Here is a 21,548-nt window from a genome sequence, read left to right on the forward strand (position 1 = left end):
TATCGACAAGCTCGCGATGGATCGTCCTTGTGCTCGTACCGACAATGGACGCGATATCGGCTGCGGTAATTTCTTGTTTTTGACTCAGCAGCAGTTCGATAATTCGACGTTGCCTAGTTGAGGCTTTGATAGGCTATCCTCCTTAGCAGAAGAATGGACTTAACGCCGACAGTAAACTGTCAGCGTTAAGTATGAATTCATGAACTTAGTCTTTGTACGAGCAAGTCATACTCTGGACTTTTAAGGAAATTATCAATGGAAATATGCTCTGCGTTAGGCGCCTTTAGGCGTGCGCGGTCAGTCAATGTTTTATGGGTGATAACGATGTCGGCATCGCCTGGAATATCGTTGATCGCCGTGTTGATAACAGTAATCGGCAGCTCAGCTGCATTTATTTTTTTGCGCAATATGGAAGCGCCCATCGCGCTTGAGCCCATACCCGCATCGCAAGAAAATACAATTTTGTTCACTTGCTCTTTCGTTAGCTTTACTTGTTCTGCGGAAGGAGAAGCGGCATTGCCTTTGGACTCAGCTTTCATTTGCTGAACTTTTTGTGCGGCGAGCTCAAGCTCGTTGTCGTTATCTCCTGCCTGCTTGCTTGTTTTAAGAAGAACAGCAGACACAAGGAATGAAACGATTGTTGCGACGACTACACCGCTTAGCATTGCTAGTAGTCCGCCTTTTGGCGTCATGGTGATATAGGCGATAATGCTGCCCGGTGATGGCGCGGCAACAAGACCAGCTCCGAAGATGGAGAAGGTGAATGTACCGGCGACACCCCCAGCGATAGCTGCGATAATCAAACGCGGATTCATTAGAATATACGGGAAGTAAATCTCGTGAATACCGCCGAAGAAATGAATGACAACAGCGCCTGGCGCCGATTGCTTAACCATTCCTTTTCCGAATACCCAATAAGCAAGCAGAATGCCAAGACCAGGTCCTGGGTTGGATTCCAGCATGTAAATGATGGATTTGCCGGCTTGTGATGCTTGATCCAGCGCGAGCGGACCTAGTATGCCGTGGTTAATCGCGTTGTTGAGAAACAGTACTTTAGCTGGCTCGATCAAAATGTTCGCAAGCGGCAGGAAACCTGTGTTGATCAGCCACTCTACACCTGAAGCAAGTACTTTGCTTAATGCGGCTACGACAGGTCCGATTCCTTTGAAGGCAATCAGTGCAAGACCGCCGCCAATAATGCCGGACGAGAAATTGTTGATGAGCATTTCAAAGCCCGAAGGAATCTTTCCTTCAATAGATTGATCGAATTTCTTCAGCACCCATGCGGCTAGCGGGCCAACGATCATGGCTCCGAGGAACATTGGAATGTCCGCCCCTGCAATAACGCCGAGTGTGACGATTGCGCCGACTACGCCTCCGCGTACGCCGTGAATCATTTGACCACCGGTATAGCCGATGAGTATAGGGAGCAAGTAGGTAATCATCGGTCCAACAAGTGTTGCTAGGCTTTCGTTCGGAAACCAGCCTGTTGGAATAAATAGTGCCGTAATGAGTCCCCATGCAATAAAAGCGCCAATATTCGGCATGACCATGCCGCTTAGGAAACGACCAAATCGTTGTACGGAAACTTTAACTCCACCGGATACCGGTTGCTCGGATGTCAGTTTACTCATGCTTAAACCTCCAATTTATAATAATGTTCACTAACTGAACCTGAATTAATCGTAATGTATAGCGCTTTCATATTCAATGAATTGAAAAACAGGTTGCGTCATGAGCATTGTTGACATCATTTTTCCTTTTAGTATTGCTGATTTTCGGGGATGCTGTATAATCACTATTGTTTCTTCTAAAACTGCAAAGGGGAATGCGATATGCAAGACCAAACGATTATTCGTTTTGAACATGTGACGAAACAATATGCTCATAATGCTGCTGCTGTCCTCAAAGATGTCAGCTTTACAATAGAGCGAGGCAAATTTTATACGCTGCTTGGTCCGTCCGGCTGCGGCAAGACGACGGTGCTCCGGCTAATAGCTGGCTTCACTGAGCCCTCAGAGGGTCAAATCTATTTCCATAATAAAGTGATAAACCGGGTTCCTGCGAATGAACGTCAAGTGAATACGGTTTTCCAGGATTACGCTCTTTTTCCTCATCTTAATGTGTTCGAGAATGTTGCCTTTGGCCTGCGAATCAAGAAGATGAAAAATGCGGACGTGACGAATAAAGTGAAGGATGCGCTTCGTTTCGTCAACTTGGACGGTTACGAATCACGGGAGATTTCGGAGATGTCCGGCGGTCAGCGGCAGCGTGTTGCCATTGCGCGGGCAATCGTGAACGAACCGGAAATTATTTTGCTGGACGAGCCGTTATCCGCACTTGACCTTAAACTTCGTACGGAAATGCAGTACGAGCTGCGCGAGCTGCAGCGCCGACTTGGCATCACATTTATATTTGTTACGCATGACCAAGAGGAAGCGCTCGCGATGTCTGATGAAATATTTGTTATTAATGAAGGAAAAATTCAACAAAGCGGAACGCCAACAGATATTTACGATGAGCCGATCAATCGCTTTGTTGCGGATTTTATTGGTGAATCCAATATTGTGCCCGGCCGAATGGCACGCGACTTCGAGGTGGAGTTCGCTGGTCGTTCATTTGAATGCGTCGATCAAGGGCTCACGCCAAATGAGGCTGTTGATATTGTAATCAGGCCAGAGGATTTGGAAATAACTTCTTCAGAGAACGGTAAGCTGCAAGTACGAGTAGATTCACAATTGTTCCGCGGCGTACATTACGAGATTTGCTGTTACGATGAATCAGGAAATGAGTGGCTTGTCCATTCCACTCGCAAAGCTACAGTAGGGGAGCAGATCGGATTAACCTTTGACCCAGAAGCCATCCATGTTATGAGACTAGGTGAAACGGAAGAAGAATTCGATAAGCGTCTTGAAGCATACAGCGAGGCCGCAGATGTCGAATAAATCACGTAGTTTTTATCTCATACCGTATATGGCTTGGATTGTGTTATTTGTTATAGCGCCGATCGTGTTAATTGCCTATTACTCCTTCTTTGATGTAGAGGGCAACTTCACACTGGACAATTATGTGAAGTTCTTTACGCCGGTTTACATGAAAATGACGCTTAGCTCCTTCTGGTATGCGTTTCTTATAACCGCAATATCATTGCTTGTCGCGTATCCGGCTGCTTATTTATTGACAAAAACTAAGCATAAACAGCTCTGGCTGCTGCTTATTATACTGCCTAGCTGGATCAATTTGCTGCTAAAGGCTTATGCGTTTATTGGCTTGTTCGGTACATACGGCTTTGCAAATTCCGTACTGGAAGCGATCGGCATTCCGAAACAGCAAATTTTGTTTACGGACTTTAGCTTTATCTTTGTATCTGTTTATATCTTTATTCCTTTTATGATTTTGCCGATCTTCAATGCATTGGAGGAAATGAACCCGACGCTTGTGTATGCGGCGCGTGATCTTGGCGCATCCGCATGGACGACGTTCCGGCGTGTTATTTTTCCGCTAACGATCAGTGGAGTGAAGTCCGGCTGTATGGCTGTATTTATTCCTGCATTATCTTTGTTCATGATTACGAGGCTTATTGCCGGCAATCGGGTTATTACGCTAGGTACAGCAATCGAGCAGCATTTTCTCGTGACGCAGGACTGGGGTATGGGTTCGACGATTGCTGTGTTCTTGATTCTAGCAATGGCGGCGATGATGCTGTTAACTGGCAATCGAAAGCGAGGTGCGGCAGATGCGCGGAAAAAATAAATGGTCGAACATCTATCTCGTACTCGTGTTTGCAGTACTCTATGCGCCTATTTTCTATTTAATGTTTTATTCGTTCAATAGCGGCGGCTCGATGCGTAATTTCGAGAGCTTCACGCTTGATTATTACAAAGAGGTTTTCGCGGATACGCGTTTGCTCATCATTGTCCTGAACACGTTCGTTATTGCGCTGCTGTCCGCTGCAATTTCGACGATTCTTGGTGTTATTGGTGCGATAGCTATTCATCACATTCGCAGCAATCGACCGAAACAATCGCTTTTGACGCTCAATAATGTATTGATCGTAAGTCCCGATGTTATTATCGGTGCGTCCTTTCTGATCCTATTTACGATGATTGGAATCAAGCTGGGCTTTGTGTCCGTCTTGCTGTCGCATATTGCGTTCAGTGTACCGATTGTCGTTATTATGGTGCTGCCGAAGCTGCAGGAAATGAGCTCAACGTTGATTGATGCGGCGCATGATCTTGGTGCCAGCTCGTGGCAGGTGCTGACGCGCGTCGTGCTTCCATTCATCAGACCGGGCATATTCGCAGGGTTCTTCATGGCGCTGACGTATTCGCTAGATGACTTTGCGGTAACGTTTTTTGTAACCGGCAACGGCTTCTCGACGCTGTCTGTTGAGATCTACTCACGGGCGCGCCAAGGTGTGTCGCTATCGATCAATGCGTTGTCTACACTTATTTTCTTATTTACGATCATTCTGGTCGTTGGTTATTACTTCATTAATCAACGAAATATGAAGCCGTCAAGCAAGGAGGGGCACTAATGACACAGCTGGTGCGTATGTTCGTTATCGTGTTTGTTGTTTCATTTGGCCTCATCTACCTGACTTCGTATTTGAATGATAGTGAAGGCTACAGCGGAAGCAATACACTGACGATTTACAACTGGGGCGATTATGTTGATCCCGAGCTGCTTGACCGCTTTGAAGATGAGACAGGCATTAAGGTCATTTACCAAACCTTCGATTCGAATGAAGCGATGATGACTAAGATTGGACAAGGCGGTACGACGTTTGATGTGAGCATTCCCTCTGAGTATGCGATTAGCAAGATGAAAGAGGATGGTTTGCTCTTAAAACTCGATCATTCGAAACTTCCAAATTTAAAATATATCGATCCGCGTTTCATGAATTTATCATTTGATCAAGGCAACGCGTATTCCATTCCTTATTTTTGGGGGACTGTCGGAATTGTGTTCAATCCAGAGCTAGTCGGGGACCTGACCTTCTCCAGTTGGAATGATCTATGGGATAAAAGTCTGCGCAACCAGATCCTGCTGCTGGACGGTGCTCGCGAGGTTATGGGCATGGGGCTTAACTCTTTAGGTTATTCGCTGAATGATACGGAAGAGGTTCATTTGCAGGAGGCGAAAGCGAAGCTGCTCCAAATGACGCCTAACGTGAAGGCGATCGTCGGTGACGAAATCAAGATGCTGCTTGCAAATGAAGAAGCGGCAGTCGGTCTTGTTTGGTCGGGTGATGCATCGGAAATTATGGATGAGAACGATAAGCTTGATTATATCGTGCCAGAGGAAGGCTCAAATCTTTGGTTTGATAATATGGTTATTCCGAAGACGGCCAAAAATATCGAAGGTGCGCATCAATTTATCAACTTCATGCTGGACCCTGAAGTGGCTGCTCAGAACGCGGAATATGTTGGTTACTCGACTCCGAATGAAGCGGCGCTGGCGCTGCTGCCTGAGGAGATTGCGACCGATGAGCGTTTTTACCCGGATGAAGAGCTGACCGAAAGGCTTGAGGTTTACGACAACCTCGGCAAAAGAATGCTGGCTCACTATAACGAGTTGTTCCTCGAGTTTAAAATGCATAAGAAATAAACCAAAGAGATAGCATTTTTCTAATGATTCCCATGTTATGCTGGATGAGATATTTCCAGATGAGGCGGCAAATGTGAATAGATGGGGCGGAGAGCATGAATAGCAGATGGATGAATTACGGCGGTCTTATACTAATCGCTGTTGTGTGGGGAGCGAACTTCGGCATATCGCGATTAGCTATGGAGTCGTTTAATCCCATCGTTTTCTCGTTTTTGAGATTTGGATTGGCTATTCCGTTTTTCTTTCTCATTCTTAAGCTAAAAGAGGGCAGTGTGGGCATCCCGTGGCGAATCGTACCGAAGCTTGCTCTCATTGGGTTGGTTGGCATTACGCTGCTCGAAATTACGGTGATGTACTCGATTAAATATACGACCTTAGCCAATGCGTCGCTGCTGAACGTAGCGCCGTGGCCGATCTTCGCTGCATTGTTTGCTCCTTTATTCATGCGCGAAACCATCACGAAGAGACTCATTGTTGGCGGAGCGATATCCATCGTTGGAGTATGTTTCGTCATACTGGGCGGCGGTGAAAGCTTCAGTCTCTCATCTGATAATATGATCGGCAACTTGATGGCGCTTGGAGTCAGCATTGTCGGTCCGTTATTTAATCTAAGCTCCATGTCGCTTATGAAGCAATACTCTGCTCTGCGTGTAAGCACATGGACGATAGCATTTGGGTCGTTGTTTATGCTGCCGCTCACCTTTGGGGCTTGGGGGCAAACGGACTGGTCGGCTCTTCAGGCGGGGCATTATTTATCCATTGGCTATAATGTATTGATTTGCACCGTTGTCGCTTTTGTTGTTTGGAATGCATGTATGTTCAAGGTTGGCGCAACGCGCTCTAACTTTTTCCGTTATGCAGTTCCGGCGGCGGCTGTTGTAGCTGGGTATGTGATGTTCGATGAGAAGATCGCGCTGCTGCAAATGTGCGGCGCGGGCTGTATGGCCGCAGGACTGATATGGATCAGCATTGAGAGCAAACCGCGGAGCAAATCGTCAGTGAAGACGGTAGAGACGAATGGTTAATTTTTGTGATTCATAATTGTGGTTGCTAGTTTATGAGATCGAATTCTAATTGTATAAAAATGTATCATGTGAGGGTTTCGTACTAAGTTAGACTAACTTAGTGCGAAACCCTTTTATTTTTTACATAAAAAGGATTATTAAAGAACAGTGTGTGTTATGGTAACTCCCATCATGTGAAACCTAACATGACAATGGATAAAAATGTAGAATTTTTGCACTAAATAACGAAATTTTTCTTTTAAAATAGTGATGAAAAAGGTAAAATCAAAAAAGCGGCTAATCCATGGAATGGGAGTCGGACTCTACGAAGAAGGACTGAACTTAAAATGACAGTGAGTATAGTAGAAGAAACGTTAAATCCGTACCAAATCGCACAACAGCAAATCGATACTGCAGCGGCCCATCTACAATTGCCTAAGCATGTTACAGACATCTTGAAGCAGCCGAAGCGCGTGCTGTCGGTTAACTTCCCAGTTCGTATGGATGATGGCTCAATTCGAGTGTTCGAAGGTTACCGTTCCCAACATAATGACGCGATTGGACCGACTAAGGGCGGCATTCGCTTTCACCCCGATGTAACGCTAGATGAAGTAAAAGCACTTTCCATGTGGATGAGCTTTAAATGCGGCGTTGTTGGCCTTCCATACGGCGGCGGCAAGGGCGGAGTTATTTGTGATCCACATCTTCTTAGCAAAGGCGAGCTAGAGCGTGTTAGCCGTGCTTTCATGGAAGCTATCGCTGATTTTGTAGGTCCTGACAAAGATATCCCTGCACCGGACGTATACACGACTCCACAAATCATGGGTTGGATGATGGATACGTACAGCAGACTAAAAGGCGTTAACTCACCTGGCGTTATTACAGGTAAACCGCTTATTCTAGGCGGATCCCAAGGCCGTAATGAAGCAACAGCACAAGGCTGTGTGTACACAATCTTGGCAGCACTTCAAGATAAGAATATTCCTATTGAAAATGCTACTGCAGCGATTCAAGGTTACGGCAACGCTGGTCGCATTGCTGCTCGTTTGCTTAGCGAAGCAGGCATTAAAGTTGTAGCAGTTAGCGACTCCAGAGGCGGAATTTACGATCCGAATGGATTGGATATCGAACAGATCTCCATACTAAAGGATACGACTTCCATCCGTGAGTATGGCGAGAAGTACTATATTTCTAATGAAGATTTGCTTGAGCTTGATGTTGATGTTTTGGTGCCAGCTGCTCTAGAAAACGTAATTACAGCTAAAAATGCAGATCGCATTAAAGCAAAAATCGTTGCAGAAGCTGCAAACGGACCAACAACACCAGAAGCGGATCGCGTACTTTGGAGCCACGGCATCACAGTTATTCCGGACGTACTTGCAAATGCAGGCGGCGTTACGGTTTCGTACTTCGAGTGGGTACAAAACTTGGCTAACTACTACTGGAGCGAAGCAGAGGTTCTTGAGAAGCTTGAGACGAATATGATTCTTTCTTACGTAGCTGTTCGTGATCTTGCTAAGGAACATGACACTGACCTTCGTACAGCTGCTTATATGATTTCGATCAAACGGATCGCAGCAGCAATGGAAGCTAGAGGCTGGATCTAATACTTTTATAAAACAAGAAGAGGTGGCGGCGTCATGACAGAACAGATTCGCATCGGTATTGTTGGTTACGGCAATCTTGGACGCGGCGTAGAGCTTGCAATTAGACAAAGTGCGGATATGAGATTGGATGCGATATTTACTCGCAGAGACCCAGCATCTATTCCGTCTGAAACAAAAGCATATAAAATTGAAGATGCTGAGCGCTTTGTCGATGATATCGACGTTATGATTCTTTGCGGCGGTTCAGCAACGGATTTGCCAGAGCAGGTTCCTGCTTTTGCCCGCTTGTTCCATACGGTTGACAGCTTCGATACGCATGCGCGTATTCCTGAATTTTTTGATCAGGTAGATGCAGTTGCCAAAACGAGCAATAAAGTAAGTGTAATATCCACAGGCTGGGACCCAGGCTTGTTCTCATTGAATCGTTTGCTTGCTGAGGCAATATTGCCAGAAGGCAAGGAATATACATTCTGGGGCAAAGGTGTAAGCCAAGGCCATTCAGATGCCATTCGCCGCGTGAAAGGTGTGAAGAACGGCGTTCAATACACCATTCCTAGTGAAGAGGCGGTAGCGCGAGTTCGTAACGGTGAAAATCCAGAGCTTACAACGCGTGAGAAGCACGTCCGCGACTGCTACATCGTAGCAGAAGAGGGTGCTGATCAAGACGCAATTGCTGAGGAAATCCGTACGATGCCGAACTATTTCTCTGATTATAATACGACTGTTCATTTCATTGATGAAGCAACATTGAAAGCCGAACATTCCACAATGCCTCACGGTGGTATGGTGCTTCGCAGTGGCAAAACAGGCGAGAACAGCACTCAAATTATCGAGTTCGGTTTGAAGCTTGACAGCAACCCTGAATTCACGGCTAGCGTGCTTGTTGCTTATGCTAGAGCAGCTTATAAATTTGCTCGTGAAGGACAGTCTGGAGCCAAAACCGTATTCGACATTCCATACGGCTACCTTTCACCAAAATCCGCAGCAGAACTGCGTAAAGAGCTTCTATAGCTCTGAAACTTTTCTGAACATTCCCCTCCATTTTACATTTTTTTACTTACACTTTTGGAAATAGTAGGATATAATGAAAAAGTGAGAGTAATTACTGTCGAATTATAGGGAGAAGTGCTGAAAGATCCATTTTCCTATGGTAGAATAGGTTCAAACCTACCTAACAGGTAATTTCTACTAGGAAGTGAACTCAGCATGATAGACATCCATACGCATATTTTACCTGGATTGGATGATGGTGCGGCAAGTTTCGATGATACTCTGAATATGGCCCGGGCAGCTGTTTCAGAGGGAATTACAACAATCATCGCCACTCCGCACCATGCCAATGGAACCTATACCAATACAGCAATCGACGTAGCTAAGCACACTCTCTCTATTAACGATCAGTTAATAGCTGCGGGTGTGCCTATTGCTATACATACAGGTCAAGAAATTCGCGTTCATGATGATCTGCTCGATGCTTGGTATAGAAAAGAATTGCTTCCCTTAGCCGGCTCTAGTTATGTATTGATTGAGATGCCATCCTCCCGTATTCCGAAGGCGATGATTGAGCTCGTGCATGAGCTTAATGTATTGAAGTTGAAACCGATTATCGCTCACCCAGAAAGAAATGCAGAAGTTGTGAAGCACCCCGATCGATTAGCTGAGCTTATTGAAGCAGGCGCATTCGCACAGGTTACGACCCACTCACTGCTTGGGGGATTTGGTAAGCGCATTGAACAGTCCGCATGGTCATTATTGAAGGCGGGCCATATTCATTTTGTATCTTCCGATGCTCATCATATTGAGCGCCGTGGTTTTCGTCTGGGCGAAGCCTACGCGTCCATTGAGAGGCGGATGGGAGAACAGTGGGTTACCTATTTGCAATCCAACGCTCAGTCTGTGTTAGACGACAAACCTATACATAACCAGCCTATTACTATAGTTTCTTCAGACGGGGTTTTGCGTCGTTTTATTTCCTATTTCTACAAAAAATAGTGCGCGCTAGAATGATTGGAAGTTGAAGAAAGCGCATACTAAAAATGATTTTATTGGCGTTATTAGTCATTCATCTATTAGATGAGTGCAACTATTATCATATAATTAGGAGTGAAGAAAGTGACATTAAGAAAAAAATTAGCAGTTTCTACAATTGCGGCAAGCGTAGCCCTTACGGCTTTCGCTGGCATTCCGCTAAGTAGCAAAGGTTTGGCAGAGAAGCTTGGAGTAAATGGGGTTGTTTATGCATCTTCGTCATTGGCGGATTCCGCTCTTGTTATTGAAGCGAAGAAACTAGATGCCGCACTTAAAGCGACAAACGGTTGGGCTAATGTAAGAGCGCTGCAAGATGCACTTAGTTCTTTAGATATTCATAAGCAAGGCGATATCGTAAATCCGATCGTAAATAAAATTATTGTATCGGATGAAGAAGAAACAGAATTGGAACAACTTTTCTTGGATGCAATAGATTGGTCTTACGGTCCAACGGTAGCAGGACTTGAGGAATTGCATACAAAGTATAGCACGCTGCTTCAAACCTTTGCTGATCGTGGAAAGGTGTCCGATCTTTCAATCGATGACATTGCGCTGTACTTCTTCGATATTCAGAAAGAATTGGTTAAGCAAGTAGGTGCCAAGGACTTTGATGGTTTGCTCGCTCTTTTGACTGATAAAGACAGTGTTAAGCAATTAATGCAAAGCGTTCTGAACGAATTGTCGACTAAACAATATAAAGCACAAGTGTTGCTTACAAATTTTGGCATCACTAAAGATGATGTAATTGGCGTGTTGTCACGTGCAAGAGAGGCTGTAGACAAAGATGCTACATTCGTTGCTGCGGCAGGATCTTTGTTCAAAGCTTATCAATATTTGAATCCGACTACACCTCCAATCACTCCTGGTGGTCCAGGCGGCACAGTAACACCAGCTATACCGCTTCCTGAATCAACGGATAAACTGCTTAACGATTTGAAAGCAGCGCTTGATAAAGCAACTGATGCTGAGAAAGCTGCTATTATTACTAAATTTGTTGCTGATGCAAAAGCAGAAATTGCTAAGCTAGCAGCAATCAGCGCAGCTTCAAGTGTTACTACAGTAAATGGACAAGCTGTTCTTCAATTGGATGAGAAGAGTGTATTGTCAGCAGTTGCTGGTATTAACACGGTTGCATCCAAGGTGAAAGAACTAGCACCAGCTTCCGCACTTGCGAAGACTGCTTTGCAAATCACTCTTGGTGAAGTAGCACAAAAGGATGTAGTTCTAAACCTTTCCGATGCAGTGGTTAAAGCTGCGGCAGCTGGAAATGTATCTGGTGCAACATTCACGATCGGCAAATTTGAAGTAACTGTTCCTGTAGGCGGTTCATTCTCTTCTGCAATTGGTCTTACTATTAAGAAGAGCGATGTATCTGCTGACGTTGTAGGCACACTGAAATCAGTGTCTGAAGTTTATGACTTCAACCTAACGGTTGGCGGTACTGCAAAAACTTCATTCGATCAACCGATCGTAATCAGCATTCCACTGGGCGATACAACTGGTCTTGATAAAGAGCTTCTTTCCGTAGCGAAAATCGTTGATGGCAAGCTAGTATTCCACGGTGGACGTGTATCGGGCAACTCTATTATCGAATCTCGTGATTCGTTCTCCTCTTATGTTGTTGTAGAAAACAAAGTTTCGTTCAAAGACATTGCTTCTGTAGAAGCATGGGCTGGCCGCGAAATTAGCGTTGTAGCTGCAAAAGGCGCAATCGAAGGTAAATCAGAAGGTCAATTTGCACCGAAGGACAAAGTAACTCGCGCTGAATTCGCGAAAATGCTTATCCGTGCTCTTGATCTTGAGAATGGCTCAGCTACAGAAGGTTTTGCTGATGTCGATTCAGCTGCTTGGTACGCACCATACGTGGCTGCTGCAGCACAACTCAAAATCATTAACGGCCGTTCAGATACTAAATTTGATCCAAATGCAACGATTACTCGTGCTGAGATGGCAACGATGATCGTTCGCGCATTGAAAGTATCGCAAGGCGCTTCTAACGTAGCTGATGTAAATGCTGCACTAAAAGACTTTGCGGACGCTGGAAAAATTAATGCGTCATTAAAAGATGGCGTTGCATTTGCGGCAACTCACAAAATCGTAGTTGGAAATGCAGGCAAGTTCTTGCCAAATAACAATGCGACTCGTGCAGAGGCAGCAGTAATTATTTACCGTGCACTAAACTTCGACAATTAAGTAAAAATATATACAAAATCTTCCTCTCATGTGGATGAGAGGAAGATTTTTTTCGGGAATGTATAAGATAATGTAAGATTATAGATTATTATGTAGTAAGGTATAGTTCTTGAGGATTATATTCTCATTCTAAATAACTATATCCCATGGAGGAATATGCATGTCTAACGAACTAGACTTACGACAGTATATGGCAATCATAAAGAAGAGATTGGCGCTAATATTAGTATTTGTTTTCCTCTGTACAGCAGCTGCGGCCGTTATAAGTATGTTTTTTAAAGACCCGGTCTATGAGGCATCTACTAAAATAATCGTAAATCAAACGACGACACAAATGGCAACCGGCCAGCTTGATCTTAATCAAATCAACTCCAATATTAAAATGATCGATACGTACAAAGAGATTATTAAAACACCAGCTATATTGGATAAAGTGGCTGAGCAATATCCACAGCTTGGGTTAACTGCGACTGAGCTATCACGTAAAATCCAGGTTAGCTCTGTAAATAATACACAGGTCATGACATTAGTTGTGCAAGATGTGGATTATAAGCAAGCAGCACAGGTTGTCAATGCGGTGTCGAATGTTTTCCGCGAAGAAATCCAGCATATTTTTAAAGTAGAGAATGTATCGATTCTGAATGAAGCTGTTGTCGATGCGCAGCCAAGTCCGGTTTCACCAAACGTTCCTCTTAATGTCGCGATCGCGTTTATCGTATCTTTAATGATTGCTGTAGGTATTACATTCTTACTTGAGTATATGGATGACACGATTAAAACCGAAGCAGATGTGCTGCAGTTTTTGGGTCAGCCCACGCTTGCTATGATCTCAAGAATGAATACGGAGGATGCTAATTCTAGCCAAACCAGCAAAACAACTCAAACTTACAAGGCAGGTGAATTAGAGGGTGTCTCGATTGAAAAATAAGCGTCAGATCATTACGCTAACGAATCCTCGTTCTCCCATATCAGAATCCTATCGCGCTCTGAGGACGAACATAGAGTTCTCATCAATAGATGAGAAATTACAGGTGCTAATGGTCTCTTCAGCAGGCCCTGGTGAGGGGAAGTCAACAACGATAACGAATCTGGCTGTCACTTTCGCGCAATCCGAGAAGAAAGTTGTTCTTATTGATGCCGATCTTCGTAAGCCTACTGCCCATCATACATTCTCTATCTCTAATCGTTACGGGTTGTCGTCGATTATTTCACAGCAGTGCTCGCTCGAGGAAGGAATACAAGTTACAGACATTCCTAATCTAGATGTGATTACATCAGGCGCCATACCGCCAAACCCGGCAGAGATGATGGGTTCAAAGCGGATGACGGCAACAATTGAGCAGCTTAGACAAATGTATGACATTGTGCTCATTGATACGCCGCCGCTGCTTGCAGTAACCGATGCACAGATTGTATCTACGAAAAGTGATGGTGTAATTCTTGTCGTTGATCAAGGAAAAGTAAAGCGGGATATTGCCAGCAAAGCTGTAAAAAACCTTGAGAGTGTAAATGCACGCATCTTGGGAGTAGTGCTGAATAATGTGAAGCGTAAGGCAAATGAAGAGGCTTACTACTATTATTATGGTGTTCAAGAGAAATGAAAAAATACAAGTAGATGTCTTTTGGCGGAGGGATGAGTTAGTTGAGTAATAGAAATAGAATGCTGGTCATACTTGTGGTAGATATTTGTATTATATGGATAGCGATTGGGGTATCCTATCTCTTTCGTTTTAACGGAAACATCCCTCCCATCTACGTGAGACAAATGCTTGAATTCGCATGTTTAACCACCATTATATGCGGCAGCAGCTTAGCCTTTTTTCGAATGTATAGACGAATGTGGCAATATGCCAGTATTGGTGAAATTATTGAGCTAGCCAAAGCCATAGTGATTGGACTTGTTTTATCGTACGGAGCAACCTATGCATTAAATGGGGAACGAGTCCCTATCTCCATTAGCTCTCGAACACTTGAACTCATGCTGCTATTAATGGGAGGCTCGCGGTTCCTCTGGCGCTTAATCCGAGTAAACAGAACCAAAAAGACCGCTTTGACAAACAATGTACTTGTTGTTGGCGCTGGAGATTGTGGGGCGTTAATTGCAAAGGAAATCATGACAAGCAACAGCTTTTTAGGAAATCGTATAGTAGGGTTTATTGATGATGATCCACATAAACGCAATATGCAGGTAGTCGGTTTATCAGTTCTGGGAACTAGGGTGAACATTGAAGAGATCGTACATAAACATCACATCCATGACATTATTATCGCGATGCCTTCTGCAAAGCGAGTGCATATAACGGAAATTATTAATATTTGCAAGCTGACCGGAGCAAAGGTCAAGATTATCCCTTCTATTAATGATTTTATCAAAGGGCGTCTCGCGGTAAAGGCTTTACGCAATGTTGAAGTAGAAGATTTGCTAGGTAGAGAACCTGTTATGACAGATTTAGAGGGTATAGCCAATTATGTATCGGATAAAGTTGTTCTAGTAACAGGTGCTGGAGGATCGATTGGTTCAGAGCTATGCAGGCAGATTTCTTCATTTAGACCTAAGACCTTGCTTCTGCTTGGACACGGTGAGAATAGTATCTATACGATTGAGATGGAGCTTAAGACGAAGTTCCCAAATGTGCATTTGGAAACGGTAATAGCGGACATTCAAGATCGAAGCCGTTTAGATGATGTATTTCGCAGGTTTAGGCCGCAGGTTGTATTCCATGCAGCAGCCCATAAGCATGTGCCGCTTATGGAACGAAATCCATCGGAGGCAGTTAAGAACAATGTATTCGGTACGAGGAACGTGGCTGATTGTGCGGATAAATATAAAGCAGAACGGTTCGTAATGATCTCCTCCGACAAAGCCGTTAATCCTTCCAGCATTATGGGAGCGACCAAGAGAATTGCAGAGATGTACATACAAAGTATTAATACAATAAGCGAGACCCAGTTCGTGGCAGTACGTTTCGGTAATGTACTAGGAAGCCGTGGAAGCGTTATTCCAAGGTTCAAGCAGCAAATTGCTGCAGGCGGTCCGGTTACTGTTACACATCCCGACATGGTCAGATATTTCATGACGATTCCTGAAGCAGTGCAGCTCGTTATTCAAGCGGGATCATTTGCCAAAGGTGGAGAGATATTTGTTCTAGATATGGGAGAACCGGTTCGTATTCTTGATCTAGCGCAGGATCTGATTCGGTTATCAGGTTATGAACCAAATATAGATATCGAAATAAACTTTAGCGGTATGCGCGAAGGCGAGAAGCTGTTCGAGGAGCTGCTAACGGATGAAGAAGCAGTGTCATCCACACAACATGAGCGAATTTACATAGGCAAGCCAACACAAATCAATAGAGTAGAACTCGAGCTTCAATTCAAACGAATCGAGAAAGCTATTGGAGATAATCAAACGACAATTAAAGATGTTATCGAGCATCTTGTTCCTTTTTATTCACATGTATCTTAGCAGACAAACTAACATAACGGAGGAGATTGAACATGCGTAAGAAAAAGTGGAAGAAGATTTTAATTTGGGTCGCATCAATCATTGTCATACTAGGAGTAGGGGGCTTATTTGCAGCTAATTATGCTGTGGATAAGCTTATTTCTACGTTGGCTGCTGACCTTGAGGGTGATTTGTTGAATGAAGTGACAACTCCCGAGACGAAGACAGATGAGAATGGTACGGATACGACGGGGAAAGATGATCCATCTTCAACAGTTGATAATGATGAAACGACAGATAGTTCAAATGGAACCAAAGATAAGCCAACGACAGATAATACAAAGAATAGCGGATCTAATGATTCAAACGTATCTAAAGAAGAAGATAAGCCTAAAAACGGTTATAGCGGTGAGGTTTCTATAGACAAAGCTAAAGATCTTCAGGAAAAAATAACGGTATCTGAGAAGGCACAAGTTTCAACTGTATTGCTCAAAGAGCTTAGTATGTCTGATATAAAAGAACTGCAGGCACTAGCAAGTGGCGGAATGAATTTGGAAGAGAAAAAGAAGGCACGCAGTATTATTCTCGGTAAGTTATCGCCAGAGCAATACGATGAGCTTATTCAGATTGCTAAGAAGTATGGGATGAGTCAGGGTAAGTCATATATTGAAGTTAATAAAGATAAATAAATTTAGATCTTTTTAGACCTGCATGATATTTATTCTTCTAATGAGATAACTAGATGCAAAATAATAAGTTTAAAAATGAAAACTCTAGCTTAGGATGTGAAAGTATGCTTTACATAAGCTTTGGTAAAAGATCTCTTGATTTAACACTATCGTTAATTGGTTTATTACTTCTTTCGCCTTTGATGATCATTATTATTATTTTTATTAAGTTAGATTCTAAAGGGCCTATTGTTTTTAAACAACGTAGAATAGGTGTGAATAAGAAGGAATTTGAAATTTTAAAATTCCGTACGATGAAAATTGAAACGCCTACAAATACCCCAACTCATTTACTGAAAAATACTGATTACTATATCACAAATGTTGGTCGCATATTACGCAAATCAAGTCTTGATGAACTACCACAGATTGTGAATATCTTAAAAGGAGATATGAGTATTGTTGGACCGCGACCTGCACTCTGGAATCAAAGTGATTTAATAGAAGAAAGAGATAAAGTTGGAGCTAATGATATACTTCCAGGTTTGACAGGGTGGGCACAAATAAATGGAAGAGATGAATTACCGATCAATATAAAATCGAAATTAGATGGTAATTACTCAAAAAACATTAGATTTTCATTCGATATCAAGATTATTTTTCTGACTCTCTTTAAAGTGTTAAAATCTGATGGTGTTCGTGAAGGAGTTTCAAATGCTAAATAGTATTTGAAAGAAGATTTTACAGTTGTTCATAATTATAGTATAGGGCGAGGAAACCATGAACAAGAAAGTCAGTGTAATAATACCTACATATAGACGTCAAGCCTCACTTAGCAAAGCAATAACTTCGTTGCTCAACCAATCTTATGGCAATTTAGAAATAATAGTAATTGATGATAACGGCTTTAACGATTATAATCTATCGGTTTATGATTTAATAACTAACTTGCAAAAAAACAATGATAATATTGTTTATATTAAGAATGAGATTAATAAAGGTTCTGCAGAAAGTAGAAATATCGGTATCAGGGCTGCTACAGGTGACTTTATCACGTTCTTGGATGATGATGATATTTATAAACCTGATAAAGTGAAATTACAATTGGAGTATATGTTATTACATAATTTAGATGTTTGCTTTACAGATCTAATATTAAAAAATGAGAATGATCAAATTGTTGATATTAGGACCAGAGAAAATATTAGCTCTTTTGATAAGGTATCTTTGATTAAGTATCACTTAATGTTCCATATTACTGGAACAGATACATTAATGTATAGACAAGAAATTTTGAAGGGAATAGGTGGTTTCGACCCTATAGATGTAGGGGATGAATTTTATCTAATGATGAAAACCATACAGAGTGGCGCGAAAATAGGCTATTTACCAGGCAGCGAAGTAATTGCATATGTTCACAATAATCAAGGTGGTTTGTCGACCGGAGAAACTAAGATAATCGGAGAGAACGCATTATTCAGTTTTAAAAAAAAATATTTTGATACATTATCAGCGAAAGAAATTAGATATATTAAATATAGGCATTATGCAGTATTGGCGTTTGCTAACTATAAAAGAAAAAAATATTTATTAATATTTGTGTATAGTGCTATCTCTTTTATAATCTCTCCTCTGTCTTTGATGAGGAACGTAAAAGATGTTTGCAAATTATTTTTACGTAGAAATGAAAAAAGGTGATAAGTTTGACTATAGAAGTATTGGTATCAACAATGAATCAAAAGAATTTAGATTTTGTGACTAGTATGAATATAAAAACAAATGCAACAATAATAAATCAATGTGACAATTATAATTATATTGAGTCAGAACAAAAAGAAAGTATATTGAAAATGTTCTCATTTAATGAGAGAGGTGTAGGTAGAAGTAGAAATAACGCTCTAATGAGAGCGAATGCTGATATCTGTTTACTTTCTGATGATGACGTTATATATAATGACGATTATATTAATTTAATTGAAAATGCATTTGTGGAATATCCTCAAGCAGATGTTATCGTGTTTAATGTTCCTAGTACGAATCTTAATAGACCGACAGCTAATATTTTGAAGAATAAAAGAATTAATTATTTTAGTTTTATGAGGTATGGTGCTGTAAACATAGCTTTTAGAAGAGAAAAGATACAAAAGGCAAATATATATTTCTCACTATTATTTGGTGGTGGGGCTCGCTATAGCGCTGGAGAAGATAGTATGTTTTTATATGATTGTCTTAAAAAAGGTCTTTGTATTTATTCAAACACATCAATTATAGCTTATGTAAATCAAGATGATTCAACATGGTTTAACGGATATAATGAGAAGTACTTTTTTGATAAAGGAGTATTCTTTTCAGCACTATCGAGAAAAGCATCTTCTCTATTAGTAATTCAATTTGCGATTAGAAAATATAAAGCATATAGAAAAGATATATCATTTTTTAATGCTTGTAAATTTATGCTCCAAGGAATAAAGCACTTTAATGAAAAATAATAAGGAGAATAAGTCATGAAATTATTAAGAAAAGCTTCGAAAATTCATATAACTGACCTACTTTCCTTGTTTATATTATTGTTAGCATATCCAATTGGTAAAATAATAAAATTAGTTTATAATGATGTTTGGTTAATATCAGAGAGACCTAATGATGCGAGAGACAATGGATATCATTTATTTAAATACTTACGTGAAAATCACTCGAATAGAAAAGTTTATTATGCCATTAATACAATGTCTAGTGACTATGAAAAAGTTAAATCATATAAGAATATAATTGAGTTTAGTAGCTTTAAACATTACATATATTATTTTGCAGCAAGCAAAAATATTAGCACTCAAATAGGATCAGGCGAGCCGAATGATAAACTATGTTTAAACTTAGAAATATTGGGAATTGTGAGGAATAAAAAAATTTTTTTGCAGCATGGTATTATTAAAGATGTAATTAACTTTGCACTGTACAAAAATTGTAAAGTGCAACTTTTCATCTGTGGTGCAAAGCCAGAATTCGATTTTGTTTCGGAAAATTTCGGATATCCAGAAGGATCAGTGAAATATTTAGGGCTCTGCAGATTCGATAGCTTACAAAGTTTCAAAAATAATAAAAGGCAAATATTATTAATGCCAACATGGAGGCAATGGCTGAATAATATTGATGAAAAGTTTATAGAATCAAATTTTTTTGAAAAATATAGTGAACTTATTAATAACAGAGCTCTTATTAAATTTCTTGCTGAGCATGAAATTACATTATTTTTTTATTTACACGATAACTTACAAAAATATTCTTCTTTATTTCAATCAACTAGCGAATATATAAAAATAGCTCATAAAGCAAACTATGATATTCAGACTCTAATAAAAGAATCTGCATTATTAGTTACAGATTATTCAAGTGTGTTCTTTGATTTTGCCTATATGAGGAAACCAACAATATATTATCAATTTGATATTGCAGAATATAGAAAAGGTCATTACAAAGAAGGATATTTTGTATATGAGAAAGATTCATTCGGACCTATTTGTTATGATTGTGATCAATTTGTTATAGAATTGACCAAGTTATATGAAAATAAATTTAATTTAAGTGAAATATACTTACAAAAAATTGATTTATATTTCCCTTTGTATGATAGCGAAAATTGCAAGAGAACATTTGAGGCGATAGATAAGTTATAGATTTTAATGAATGGAGATTATTAATGAGTTTTAAAACAAAAGTATTTACGCTGTTGATTTGCTTGATGCCGATATTACATGCGTATGCCACTCCTATTCCAAATGTTACTTTAGGGGAGATTGGTCTATTATTTTTATTACCGATTGGTATTATTGACTATTTTCGTTTAAATGATAAGTTAAGAATAACACCCTATTTTTTATTTATATTTGTAATGACTATAACATCGTTAGTTACAATGATACTACAATCTTCATATGATTATATGGCAGTTGCAAAATTATTTGGAAGATTATATTTTTATTTTTGTATAATATGTATACTAGGGAAGGTTTATTTTAATTTTCCATATGCAATTAAAATATATAAGATTTTGTGCATATTTGTATCATTATATTTAGTAACTCAAACAATTTGTTATTATGCATTTCAATTAATACTTCCGGCAACTGTAGAGGGAATCCCTCTTTATAATAATGAAACATATTATGCAATTGATTTTCAGGCAGTATATGCAAGGCTCTTCAGGCCCCAATCTATATTTTTAGAACCAGGTGTATTTGCTCAATATCTCTTACCATGTTTATTATTATGTCTATTTAAAGTTAACAAATTCGAAAATAATGTTAATATTAAACTGGCCTTATTTATAAGTGGGTCATTAATACTGTCATTGTCAGCGCAAGCAATAATTTTGACTGCAATTATATGGGTTATATGGTTTGGGATATCGCTTAAAAAAATGAATGCAACTAAGAAAATAATACTTTTCTATATGGGTACTTTAGGAGTGTGTTTGTTTTTTGTCGCAGTAACATTGATTGAACCTTTAAGAGAGGCTATTATTGGAAGATTTATTGAGGGCACTTCATACGATTCTACTAATGTTAGGATTGTTAGGGGATTTCAAGTGTATGAACAACTAGGGTTGATTTTTCAATTTGTTGGTGTTGGTTTTGGGAATATAACAACCTTTGTTATAACTCATGGTATTACTACTGAAAATGATCTTTATGGTTCAAACATAAACGGCGTGATCCAACACAATTATGAATATATGAATGCTATAGCTTATGTTCTTGTTACTGGTGGTTTTATCAGTTTTTTATTTTTCTTTAATTTATTTTATAGTTTGTTTAAGGTTTCAAGAGGTTTTTCGAGAATGTGCGTAGTTATTTTGTTGTTACTTTCTTTAGTGGGTGGGACTCTGATATCGACTACTTGGATAGTGTTTATGTTATTTATTTATAAGGGTATTGAAAATTATGAAGTTAAAGACCTGCATAAAGTGAGAAAGTGAATTAATACTTGCTTGAAT

19 protein-coding genes are annotated in these 21,548 nt (G+C 40.5%); 18 read left to right on the top strand and 1 reads right to left on the bottom strand.

The annotated features are described in order from the left end of the window. Positions 1 to 197: 197 nt before the first annotated feature. Entirely contained in the window at positions 198 to 1,634 is a 1,437-nt protein-coding gene (locus MHH56_RS02460) for a PTS mannitol transporter subunit IICBA (RefSeq protein WP_339206380.1), read from the bottom strand. Positions 1,635 to 1,835: 201 nt separating this feature from the next. On the opposite strand from MHH56_RS02460, the gene MHH56_RS02465 reads away from it, so the two are divergent. The 18 genes from MHH56_RS02465 to MHH56_RS02550 all read left to right on the top strand — a co-directional run bounded on the left by MHH56_RS02465 (position 1,836) and on the right by MHH56_RS02550 (position 21,530). Next, on the top strand, positions 1,836 to 2,945 hold the full coding sequence (locus MHH56_RS02465; RefSeq protein WP_076268479.1) for an ABC transporter ATP-binding protein: 1,110 nt from the start codon (positions 1,836 to 1,838) through the stop codon (positions 2,943 to 2,945). After that, positions 2,935 to 3,753, top strand: coding sequence for an ABC transporter permease (locus tag MHH56_RS02470; RefSeq protein WP_076268478.1), 819 nt, complete (start codon positions 2,935 to 2,937; stop codon positions 3,751 to 3,753). The genes MHH56_RS02465 and MHH56_RS02470 overlap by 11 nt, the downstream gene beginning before the upstream one ends. Then, on the top strand, positions 3,737 to 4,537 hold the full coding sequence (locus tag MHH56_RS02475; protein WP_076268477.1) for an ABC transporter permease: 801 nt from the start codon (positions 3,737 to 3,739) through the stop codon (positions 4,535 to 4,537). Before MHH56_RS02470 ends, MHH56_RS02475 begins: the two co-directional genes overlap by 17 nt. After that, entirely contained in the window at positions 4,537 to 5,610 is a 1,074-nt protein-coding gene (locus MHH56_RS02480; RefSeq protein WP_339206382.1) for an ABC transporter substrate-binding protein, read from the top strand. Before MHH56_RS02475 ends, MHH56_RS02480 begins: the two co-directional genes overlap by 1 nt. Positions 5,611 to 5,705: 95 nt before the next feature. Continuing rightward, positions 5,706 to 6,635 carry a DMT family transporter gene (locus MHH56_RS02485; protein WP_339206383.1) on the top strand — a complete coding sequence of 310 codons (930 nt, stop codon included), beginning with the start codon at positions 5,706 to 5,708 and terminating at the stop codon, positions 6,633 to 6,635. Positions 6,636 to 6,961: 326 nt separating this feature from the next. Further along, complete coding sequence (locus MHH56_RS02490; protein ID WP_339206385.1) at positions 6,962 to 8,221, top strand: Glu/Leu/Phe/Val dehydrogenase; 1,260 nt, start codon at positions 6,962 to 6,964, stop codon at positions 8,219 to 8,221. A 33-nt stretch (positions 8,222 to 8,254) separates the two neighbouring features. Continuing rightward, a complete protein-coding gene (locus tag MHH56_RS02495; protein ID WP_076268473.1) occupies positions 8,255 to 9,232 on the top strand; it encodes a diaminopimelate dehydrogenase in 978 nt (325 codons plus the stop codon). Positions 9,233 to 9,427: 195 nt separating this feature from the next. Next, the gene (locus MHH56_RS02500; protein ID WP_339206387.1) at positions 9,428 to 10,213 is read left to right on the top strand and encodes a CpsB/CapC family capsule biosynthesis tyrosine phosphatase; all 786 of its coding nucleotides are present in this window, start codon (positions 9,428 to 9,430) and stop codon (positions 10,211 to 10,213) included. Between the two features lie 120 nt (positions 10,214 to 10,333). Continuing rightward, positions 10,334 to 12,442 (top strand): S-layer homology domain-containing protein, encoded by a 2,109-nt coding sequence (locus MHH56_RS02505; RefSeq protein WP_339206389.1) that lies wholly within the window; start codon positions 10,334 to 10,336, stop codon positions 12,440 to 12,442. Positions 12,443 to 12,602: 160 nt separating this feature from the next. Then, positions 12,603 to 13,370: a Wzz/FepE/Etk N-terminal domain-containing protein gene (locus MHH56_RS02510; RefSeq protein ID WP_339206390.1), complete on the top strand. Its 768-nt coding sequence runs from the start codon at positions 12,603 to 12,605 to the stop codon at positions 13,368 to 13,370. Continuing rightward, on the top strand, positions 13,351 to 14,043 hold the full coding sequence (locus tag MHH56_RS02515) for a CpsD/CapB family tyrosine-protein kinase (RefSeq protein ID WP_339206392.1): 693 nt from the start codon (positions 13,351 to 13,353) through the stop codon (positions 14,041 to 14,043). Before MHH56_RS02510 ends, MHH56_RS02515 begins: the two co-directional genes overlap by 20 nt. Before the next feature lie 41 nt (positions 14,044 to 14,084). Then, positions 14,085 to 15,908 (top strand): nucleoside-diphosphate sugar epimerase/dehydratase, encoded by a 1,824-nt coding sequence (locus MHH56_RS02520; protein WP_076268468.1) that lies wholly within the window; start codon positions 14,085 to 14,087, stop codon positions 15,906 to 15,908. A 32-nt stretch (positions 15,909 to 15,940) separates the two neighbouring features. Next, positions 15,941 to 16,576, top strand: coding sequence for a hypothetical protein (locus MHH56_RS02525; protein WP_339206395.1), 636 nt, complete (start codon positions 15,941 to 15,943; stop codon positions 16,574 to 16,576). Between the two features lie 104 nt (positions 16,577 to 16,680). After that, the gene (locus MHH56_RS02530; protein ID WP_339209472.1) at positions 16,681 to 17,280 is read left to right on the top strand and encodes a sugar transferase; all 600 of its coding nucleotides are present in this window, start codon (positions 16,681 to 16,683) and stop codon (positions 17,278 to 17,280) included. A 55-nt stretch (positions 17,281 to 17,335) separates the two neighbouring features. Then, a complete protein-coding gene (locus MHH56_RS02535) occupies positions 17,336 to 18,253 on the top strand; it encodes a glycosyltransferase family 2 protein (RefSeq protein ID WP_339206396.1) in 918 nt (305 codons plus the stop codon). A gap of 32 nt (positions 18,254 to 18,285) precedes the next feature. Then, positions 18,286 to 19,044, top strand: coding sequence for a glycosyltransferase family A protein (locus tag MHH56_RS02540; RefSeq protein WP_339206398.1), 759 nt, complete (start codon positions 18,286 to 18,288; stop codon positions 19,042 to 19,044). 15 nt (positions 19,045 to 19,059) lie between these two features. Then, positions 19,060 to 20,229, top strand: a complete 1,170-nt coding sequence (locus tag MHH56_RS02545) for a CDP-glycerol glycerophosphotransferase family protein (RefSeq protein ID WP_339206400.1) — start codon at positions 19,060 to 19,062, stop codon at positions 20,227 to 20,229. Positions 20,230 to 20,252: 23 nt separating this feature from the next. Next, the gene (locus MHH56_RS02550; protein ID WP_339206402.1) at positions 20,253 to 21,530 is read left to right on the top strand and encodes a hypothetical protein; all 1,278 of its coding nucleotides are present in this window, start codon (positions 20,253 to 20,255) and stop codon (positions 21,528 to 21,530) included. Positions 21,531 to 21,548: the final 18 nt, after the last annotated feature.

It is taken from the genome of Paenibacillus sp. FSL K6-3182 (genome assembly GCF_037976325.1).
GTDB lineage: Bacteria > Bacillota > Bacilli > Paenibacillales > Paenibacillaceae > Pristimantibacillus.

Bases quoted from the DNA above. Each gene is read 5' to 3' on its own strand.
- MHH56_RS02460 (WP_339206380.1), bottom strand. From the start codon at position 1,634: ATGAGTAAACTGACATCCGAGCAACCGGTATCCGGTGGAGTTAAAGTT.
- MHH56_RS02465 (WP_076268479.1), top strand. From the start codon at position 1,836: ATGCAAGACCAAACGATTATTCGTTTTGAACATGTGACGAAACAATAT.
- MHH56_RS02470 (WP_076268478.1), top strand. From the start codon at position 2,935: ATGTCGAATAAATCACGTAGTTTTTATCTCATACCGTATATGGCTTGG.
- MHH56_RS02475 (WP_076268477.1), top strand. From the start codon at position 3,737: ATGCGCGGAAAAAATAAATGGTCGAACATCTATCTCGTACTCGTGTTT.
- MHH56_RS02480 (WP_339206382.1), top strand. From the start codon at position 4,537: ATGACACAGCTGGTGCGTATGTTCGTTATCGTGTTTGTTGTTTCATTT.
- MHH56_RS02485 (WP_339206383.1), top strand. From the start codon at position 5,706: ATGAATAGCAGATGGATGAATTACGGCGGTCTTATACTAATCGCTGTT.
- MHH56_RS02490 (WP_339206385.1), top strand. From the start codon at position 6,962: ATGACAGTGAGTATAGTAGAAGAAACGTTAAATCCGTACCAAATCGCA.
- MHH56_RS02495 (WP_076268473.1), top strand. From the start codon at position 8,255: ATGACAGAACAGATTCGCATCGGTATTGTTGGTTACGGCAATCTTGGA.
- MHH56_RS02500 (WP_339206387.1), top strand. From the start codon at position 9,428: ATGATAGACATCCATACGCATATTTTACCTGGATTGGATGATGGTGCG.
- MHH56_RS02510 (WP_339206390.1), top strand. From the start codon at position 12,603: ATGTCTAACGAACTAGACTTACGACAGTATATGGCAATCATAAAGAAG.
- MHH56_RS02525 (WP_339206395.1), top strand. From the start codon at position 15,941: ATGCGTAAGAAAAAGTGGAAGAAGATTTTAATTTGGGTCGCATCAATC.
- MHH56_RS02530 (WP_339209472.1), top strand. From the start codon at position 16,681: ATGCTTTACATAAGCTTTGGTAAAAGATCTCTTGATTTAACACTATCG.
- MHH56_RS02535 (WP_339206396.1), top strand. From the start codon at position 17,336: ATGAACAAGAAAGTCAGTGTAATAATACCTACATATAGACGTCAAGCC.
- MHH56_RS02540 (WP_339206398.1), top strand. From the start codon at position 18,286: ATGAATCAAAAGAATTTAGATTTTGTGACTAGTATGAATATAAAAACA.
- MHH56_RS02545 (WP_339206400.1), top strand. From the start codon at position 19,060: ATGAAATTATTAAGAAAAGCTTCGAAAATTCATATAACTGACCTACTT.
- MHH56_RS02550 (WP_339206402.1), top strand. From the start codon at position 20,253: ATGAGTTTTAAAACAAAAGTATTTACGCTGTTGATTTGCTTGATGCCG.